6 protein-coding genes are annotated in these 6201 nt (G+C 72.0%); 3 read left to right on the forward strand and 3 right to left on the reverse strand.

The window, feature by feature from the left end:
• From DMH12_RS36480 to DMH12_RS36490, 3 genes are all read right to left on the reverse strand, one after another.
• A partial coding sequence (locus tag DMH12_RS36480; RefSeq protein WP_185832756.1) for an NAD(P)H-dependent oxidoreductase subunit E occupies positions 1-547 on the reverse strand: 547 nt, incomplete at its 3' end.
• Positions 528-2471, reverse strand: a complete 1944-nt coding sequence (locus DMH12_RS36485) for a molybdopterin oxidoreductase family protein (RefSeq protein ID WP_125495589.1) — start codon at positions 2469-2471, stop codon at positions 528-530. The genes DMH12_RS36485 and DMH12_RS36480, both read right to left, overlap by 20 nt.
• Positions 2468-3439, reverse strand: coding sequence for a 2-dehydropantoate 2-reductase (locus DMH12_RS36490; RefSeq protein WP_125495590.1), 972 nt, complete (start codon positions 3437-3439; stop codon positions 2468-2470). The genes DMH12_RS36485 and DMH12_RS36490 overlap by 4 nt, the downstream gene beginning before the upstream one ends.
• Positions 3440-3608: 169 nt before the next feature.
• Here DMH12_RS36490 and DMH12_RS36495 point away from each other — a divergent pair, with 169 nt between their 5' ends.
• From DMH12_RS36495 to DMH12_RS36500, 3 genes are all read left to right on the forward strand, one after another.
• The gene (locus tag DMH12_RS36495) at positions 3609-4949 is read left to right on the forward strand and encodes an OFA family MFS transporter (protein ID WP_125495591.1); all 1341 of its coding nucleotides are present in this window, start codon (positions 3609-3611) and stop codon (positions 4947-4949) included.
• On the forward strand, positions 4918-5061 hold the full coding sequence (locus DMH12_RS39375) for a hypothetical protein (protein ID WP_163016127.1): 144 nt from the start codon (positions 4918-4920) through the stop codon (positions 5059-5061). The genes DMH12_RS36495 and DMH12_RS39375 overlap by 32 nt, the downstream gene beginning before the upstream one ends.
• Before the next feature lie 176 nt (positions 5062-5237).
• Complete coding sequence (locus tag DMH12_RS36500; RefSeq protein ID WP_125495592.1) at positions 5238-6188, forward strand: beta-ketoacyl-ACP synthase III; 951 nt, start codon at positions 5238-5240, stop codon at positions 6186-6188.
• The last annotated feature ends 13 nt before the right edge of the window (positions 6189-6201 follow it).

A 6201-nucleotide genomic window follows, 5' to 3' on the forward strand; every position in this document is an offset into this window, starting at 1 on the left:
CCGCCCCCGGACCCCCGCTGTCGGCCTGGACGGCCTCGTCCTCAAACGCCGGACGGGCTGGAATGCCCGCGCGTATCGCCAACGCCGCGGGTGCCCGTTCGCACAGGCCCAGGCACGGGGAGCGTTCGACCTTGACGCCGCTCCCCGGGCCCAGGCGTGCCTCCACCGCCGCGCACAGCTCGCCCGCGCCCGCCGTCGTGCACGCCAGGTCGGTGCAGACGTGGAGCACCGTCGCGGGGCGGGGGCGGACCGAGAACATGGCGTAGAAGGTGGCGACGCCGTAGGCCTCGGCCGGCGGCACGGTCAGGCGGCGGCACAGGTAGTCCAGGGCGCCCTCGCTGATCCAGCCGATCCGGTCGTTGAGGGCGTGCAGACCGGGCAGCAGCAGGTCGCGGCGGTCCCGGGCCTCGCGGCCGCCGCGGGCCCACCGCAGGTCGGCATCGGAGCGGTCGGCGCCCTCCCAGGACGACTCGGGCGGGCCGAGCAGGGCGTCCACGGCCGCGCGTTCCTCGTCCGTCGGCTTGCCGTCACCGAAGCGCAGGTCCACCGGTGCTCACCTTCTCGATCCGGATCGCCGAGGCCTTGAACTCCGCCGTCCCGGCGATGGGGCAGTTGGCCTCGATGGTCAGCTGGTTGGTGTCCACCTCGTCGGGAAAGTGGAAGCTCATGAAGGCCAGCCCGGGGCGCAGCGCCGTGTCGACCCAGACGGGCGCGAGCAGCGAGCCGCGCCGCGAGGTCACCCGCACCTCCTCGCCGACCACCACCCCGTAGCGCTCGGCGTCCTCCGGGCACAGCTCGACGGACTCCCCACGGCGCAGCGGGGAGGCGTAACCGCCGCTCTGCACACCGGTGTTGTAGGAGTCGAGGCGCCGGCCGGTGGTGAGCCGGATCGGGTACTCCTCGTCGGTGAGGTCCACGGGCGGGTCGTGCGCCACGATCCCGAAGGGCGCGGGCAGACCGCGCAGGGCCGGGTCCGGCTCCCACAACCTGCCGTGCAGATAGGTGGGTTCCAGGGCCTCGGTGCTCGGGCACGGCCACTGGATGCCCTGGTGCTCCTCCAGGCGGGCGTACGTCATCCCGTGGTGGTCCGGGGACAGGGAGCGCAGCTCGTTCCAGACCGCCTCGGCGTCCGCGTACTTCCAGTCGTGGCCGAGGCGGGTCGCGAGATCGCAGAGGATGTCGATGTCCTCCCGGGCCTCACCGGGCGGGGTCACGGCCCGGCGGACGCGCTGCACCCGGCGCTCGCTGTTCGTGGTGGTGCCGTCGGTCTCCGCCCAGCCGGCCGTCGCCGGCAGGACCACGTCGGCGAGTTCGGCGGTCTTCGTCAGGAAGATGTCCTGGACGACGAGGAAGTCCAGGGCCCGCAGCCGGCGGATCGCCTGTTCGCTGTCCGCCTCCGACTGGGCCGGGTTCTCGCCGATGCAGTAGACGGCCCGCAGCGAGCCCTCCTCCATCGCCTCGAACATCTCGGTCAGGGTGAGGCCGTGGTGCGGCTGGACGACCGTGTCCCAGGCCGACTCGAACTTCAGCCGGACCTCCGGGTCCAGCACGTCCTGGAAGCCGGGCAGCCGGTTGGGGATGGCGCCCATGTCCCCGCCGCCCTGCACGTTGTTCTGGCCGCGCAGCGGCTGGAGGCCCGAGCCGTAGCGGCCGACGTGGCCGGTGAGCAGGGAGAGGTTGATCAGGGCGCGGACGTTGTCGGTGCCGTTGTGGTGCTCGGTGATGCCGAGGGTCCAGCACAGCTGGGCGCGCTCGGCGCGGGCGTAGGCGTGCGCCAGATCGCGGATGGCGGCCGCCGGTACGCCCGTCACCTTCTCGGCGAGGGAGAGCGTCCAGGGCTCGACCAGCGCCCGGTACTCGGCGTAGCCGGTGGTGGCCCGTTCGATGAACGCCTCGTTGGCCAGCCCGGCGTGGATGATCTCGCGGCCGATCGCGTGCGCCAGCGGGATGTCCGTGCCCACGTTGGGCCCGAGCCAGCTCTCCGCCCACTCGGCGGTGGAGGTGCGGCGCGGGTCGACGGCGTACATCCGGGCGCCGGCCCGGATGCCCTTCAGCACGTGCTGGAAGAAGATCGGGTGCGCGAAACGGGCGTTGGAGCCCCACATCACGATCAGGTCGGTGTGCTCGACCTCCTCGTACGACGACGTTCCGCCGCCCGAGCCGAAGGCGGCCGACAGGCCCGCGACGCTGGGGGCGTGGCAGGTGCGGTTGCAGGAGTCGACGTTGTGGGTGCCCATGACCACCCGGGCGAACTTCTGCGCCACGTAGTTCATCTCGTTGGTGGCCCGGGCGCAGGAGAACAGCCCGAAGGCGCCGCGCGCCGCGGCCAGGCCCCGGGCGGTGCGGTCCAGCGCCTCGTCCCAGGTTGCGGGGCGGAAGGGCGCGTCGCGCGAGTCCCGGACGAGGGGATGGGTGAGGCGGGTGTAGGTCTTCGGGTTCCGGTCCCGGCGGTTTCGTTGGCGTAGGCTCATGCGGCGCTCCTCAGCGCGAGCAGGTCCGACAGGGCGTGCACGGTGCGCAGGGTCGGCACCGGGACCCCGGTGATCTCCGCCAGCTCGACGACGGCCGCGAGCAGCACGTCCAGTTCGAGCGGCTTGCCGCGCTCCAGGTCCTGGAGCGTGGAGGTGCGGTGGTCGCCGACCCGCTCGGCGCCCGCGAGGCGGCGTTCGATGGAGACGCCGACCTCGCAGCCGAGCGCGGCGGCCACCGACAGCGTCTCGGTCATCATGGTCTCGATGACCTGCCGGGTGCCGCCGTGCAGGCACATCTGCCGCATGGTGGCGCGGGCCAGGGCGCTGATCGGGTTGAAGGAGATGTTGCCCAGCAGCTTCAGCCAGATGTCGCTCCGCAGGTCGGGCTCGACCGGGCACTTGAGGCCACCCGCGCGCATCGCCTCGCTGAACGCCAGACACCGTGCCGAGACACCGCGGGCGGGCTCGCCCACGGAGAACCGGGTGCCTTCCACGTGCCGGACGACGCCCGGCTGTTCGAGTTCGGTGGCCGCGTAGACCACGCAGCCCACGGCCCGTTCGGGCGCGAGCACGGCGCTGACCGCGCCCGCCGGGTCCACGCTCTCCAGCCGGCGCCCGTCGTAGGGGCCGCCGTGGCCGTGGAAGTACCACCAGGGAATGCCGTTCTGGGCGGCCACGACCGCCGTGGTGCCGTGCAGCAGCGGCTCGATCAGCGGCCCGCACGCCGCGTACGAGTTGGCCTTCAGGCCCAGGAACACGTAGTCGGCCGGGCCGACTTCGCCCGGGTCGTCGGTGGCGCGGGGGTGCGCGGTGAAGTCGCCGCGCGGGCTGCGTACCTGTACTCCGTACTGCCTCATGGCCGCCAGATGCGGTCCACGGGCGATGAGATGCACGTCGGCGCCCGCACGGTGGAGCGCGGCACCGACGTAGGCGCCGATCGCCCCGGCGCCGAGGACTGCGACTTTCATGACGGGAAGCTCCGTTCGGTCGAGGGATACCGCGGAACTGCCGAACGAGATGTCGACGAAATATTGTCTACAGTATGGAGGTTGGCGCAGCAAGGCTTTGTGCAGCACTAGTGGTTGTCCGCTCAACAGTCTTCTCAAGCGCTTTGCCAGTCCATACGGTTGGGGACCCATGAGTCCCCCCGTCGCACCCCCGGGCTGGAGCCGCTGGCTCGTTCCCCCGGCAGCTCTCTCGATCCACCTCTCCATCGGTCAGGCCTACGCCTGGTCCGTGTTCAAACCGCCGCTGGAATCCGCGCTCGGCCTCAGCGGCACCCAGAGCGCGCTGCCCTTCCAGCTCGGCATCGTCATGCTCGGCCTGTCGGCCGCGTTCGGCGGCACGCTCGTGGAACGGCACGGCCCGCGCTGGGCGATGACGGTCGCCCTGGTCTGCTTCTCGTCCGGCTTCCTGCTCTCCGCGCTCGGCGCGGCCGTGGAGCAGTACTGGCTGATCGTCCTCGGCTACGGCTTCGTCGGCGGCATCGGTCTCGGCATCGGCTACATCTCGCCGGTCTCGACCCTGATCAAGTGGTTCCCGGACCGGCCGGGCATGGCCACCGGCATCGCCATCATGGGCTTCGGCGGCGGCGCCCTCATCGCGTCGCCCTGGTCGGCGCAGATGCTGGAGTCCTTCGGCACCGACAGCTCGGGGATCGCGCTCGCCTTCCTCGTGCACGGACTGGTGTACGCCGTCTTCATGCTGCTCGGCGTGCTGCTGGTGCGGGTGCCGCGCCCCAAGGAGCGGGCGGACGGCACCCCGGTCGCCCTGGAGGGCGTGCAGGTCTCGGCCCGCGCCGCCCTGCGCACCCCGCAGTTCTGGCTGCTGTGGGTCGTGCTCTGTATGAACGTGACGGCCGGCATCGGCATCCTGGAGAAGGCCGCGCCGATGATCACGGACTTCTTCGCCGACACCTCCACACCGGTGTCGGTGACCGCGGCCGCGGGCTTCGTCGCCCTGCTGTCGGCGGCCAACATGGCGGGCCGGATCGGCTGGTCCTCGACCTCCGACCTGATCGGACGCAAGAACATCTACCGCGTCTACCTGGGCGTCGGTGCGGTGATGTACGCGCTGATCGCCCTGTTCGGCGACGCCTCCAAGCCGCTGTTCGTCCTGTGCGCCCTGGTCGTGCTCTCCTTCTACGGCGGCGGCTTCGCTACCGTCCCCGCCTATCTGAAGGACCTCTTCGGCACCTACCAGGTGGGCGCCATCCACGGCCGGCTGCTCACCGCCTGGTCCACCGCCGGTGTGCTCGGCCCGCTGATCGTGAACTGGATCGCCGACCGGCAGGAGGAGGCCGGACGGCACGGCTCCGCCCTGTACGGCACCTCCTTCGTCATCATGATCGGGCTGCTGGTGGTCGGCTTCGTCGCCAACGAACTCGTCCGCCCCGTCCACGCCCGCCACCACCTGCCCACCACCGAGGCACCGAAGGAGGCCGCCGATGTCCCCCGAGAGCAGCCAGAGTCCGCCTGACGTGCCCGACCGGCGGCCGCTGATCGCCTTCACCTGGCTCTGGGTGGGCGCACCGCTCGCCTATGGGCTGTACGAACTCGTCCGCAAGGCGACCCAGCTCTTCACCGGGTAGCCGAAGCCGACGTGGACGGACGGGGGAGGACGGGAACGGGTGTCCCGTCGGCGCCGGGATGCTGACCGAAGCCGACAAGCCGGACGCCCGTTTCCTGTCGTATCACCTGCCGTCGTACCCGTCGGTCACTGATCACACTGGTGGATCCCGTACCCGAGGCAGCGAGGACTCCACCCATGCACCAAGGCTCCCGGATCACCGCCGTCGGCCACTACCAGCCCGCCCGGGTCCTGACCAACGAGGACCTGGCGGGCATGGTCGACACCAGTGACGAGTGGATCAGGAGCCGGGCGGGAATCCGGACCCGGCGGATCGCCGGGCCGGACGAGCCGGTCGACGAGCTGGCCGGCCACGCCGCCGCCAAGGCGCTCGCCTCGGCCGGTCTGACCCCCGCCGACGTGGACATGGTCGTGGTCGCCACCTCCACCGCGATCGACCGCTCCCCGAACACCGCCGCCCGCGTCGCGGCCCGCCTCGGCATGCCGGGCCCCGCCGCGCTGGACCTCAACGTCGTGTGCGCGGGCTTCACGCACGCCCTGGCCACGGCCGACCACGCGGTCCGGGCCGGTTCGTCGAGCCGGGCGCTGGTCATCGGCGCGGACAAGATGTCCGAGGTGACCGACTGGACCGACCGCACCACCTGCGTGCTGGTCGGCGACGGGGCGGGGGCCGCGGTCGTGGAGGCCTGCGCGCCGGGCGAGGAGCCCGGGATCGGCCCCGTGCTGTGGGGCTCGGTGCCCGAGATGGGCAACGCGGTCCGCATCGAGGGCACGCCCCCGAGATTCGCCCAGGAGGGCCAGAGCGTCTACCGCTGGGCGACCACGCGGCTGCCCGCCATCGCCCGCCAGGCCTGCGAGCGCTCCGGCCTCGACCCCGCCGACCTCGCGGCGATCGTCCTGCACCAGGCCAACCTGCGCATCATCGAACCCCTCGCCGCGAAGATCGGCGCGCCCCACGCCGTGGTCGCCCGGGACGTCGTCGAGTCCGGCAACACCTCCGCGGCGAGCATCCCCCTCGCCCTCTCCAAGCTGGTCGAGCGCGGCGAGATCACCACCGGCGACCCGGTCCTGCTCTTCGGCTTCGGCGGCAACCTCTCCTACGCCGGACAGGTCGTCCGCTGCCCCTGAACACCCCCGCCCC

The organism is Streptomyces sp. WAC 04229, assembly GCF_003947455.1.
Classification (GTDB): domain Bacteria; phylum Actinomycetota; class Actinomycetes; order Streptomycetales; family Streptomycetaceae; genus Streptomyces.